General features: G+C 68.6%; 1 protein-coding gene. It reads right to left on the bottom strand.

Annotation, left to right across the window (positions count from 1 at the left end; all coding sequences use genetic code 11):
* Positions 1–1,010: IS630 family transposase (locus Asi03nite_RS37470; RefSeq protein ID WP_203685253.1), on the bottom strand; the 1,010-nt coding region annotated here is incomplete at its 3' end.
* Positions 1,011–1,153 lie beyond the last annotated feature (143 nt).

The raw sequence follows: 1,153 nt of genomic DNA, 5'->3' as shown, positions 1-1,153 counted from the left end.
CCCTCGGGGAGCCAGGGTGATGTCCAGGGCGCGGCGGTGGTTAGGTTGTCGGCGTCGGTGCGGTAACGGAAGAAGGCGTGGGCCTGGCGGACGCGGTCGGCCATGGTGGCTGGTGCGGTGTTCGCGATCTTTCGTTTCAGGGCGGCCCAGATCCGTTCGACCGGGTTGTCATGCGGGCTGTACTTGGCGCCTTCGATCACCTGCAGGCGCGGGTGTTCGGCGAGCCAGTCCCGGGTGATTTTGCTGTGGTGGGTGCTGCCGTTGTCGCAGATGACGGCCACAATCGGGGCGTCCGGGTAGGCGTCGAGCAGTTGTTGCAGGAAGTAGCAGAACACCACGGAGACGTTCTTGACGGAGACGTGGTGATGCCAGGCGCCAGTGGCCAGGTTGATGGCGCCGTGCAGGGTGCGGCGTAGGTTCGTGCCCGGGGTCAGGATCCGGTGCCGGATGCCGGCCGGCATCCAGGCGGCGCGGATGCGGGGCAGCAGGTCGAGGTGGGTTTCGTCCTCGGCCAGCACCACGGATCCGGCGGGCAGGGCGGTGATGCGTGCGCGGATGTCGGCGCAGATCTGGTCGCGGTCGGGGTCGCTTTTGGCGATCAGGCGGGGCCGGCACCAGCGGGCCTGTTCGCGCAGGCGTCGGCGCAGTGTGGACAGGCTGATCTGCGGGCGGCCGAGGGCCCGCCAGAGGTGGGCGGTGGTCCATGCCTTCGGGGTCTTTAGCAGTCGGCGGATGCGCTGGCCGAGCCGGCGGCTGCCTTTGCGAGGTCGGCCGCTGCGGGGCCGGTCGGGCAGTCCGGCCAGGCCTTCGGTCTGGTGGCGGGCGATCCAGCGGCGCACGGTGGCCGGGTCGTACTGCAGCAGGTCGGCGATCTCGGACGCGGACCAGCCCGCGGCGGACAGCACGACGATGACCATGCGGGTGGCGGTGCGCCAGGGCCCGTGCAGGGCGGTAATCAGTTCGGTGTGTTGCTCGGTCAGCATCCGGGCGTAGACGTGCGCGGGGCGCATACTGGTCGTGACCTCGTCGGGGGTTTCGGTCTTGTGTGGAAACCTGATCCGAACCCACGACGAGGTTTTTCTGTGGCTATGTCCCCTTAACCGAGCATGTCCCAGCCGTGACCGTTACGCGCAGAACCTTTGCCCACCTGCTT

The organism is Actinoplanes siamensis (assembly GCF_016862395.1).
Classification (GTDB): domain Bacteria; phylum Actinomycetota; class Actinomycetes; order Mycobacteriales; family Micromonosporaceae; genus Actinoplanes; species Actinoplanes siamensis.
This window is presented reverse-complemented; position numbering and strand designations above follow the sequence as displayed.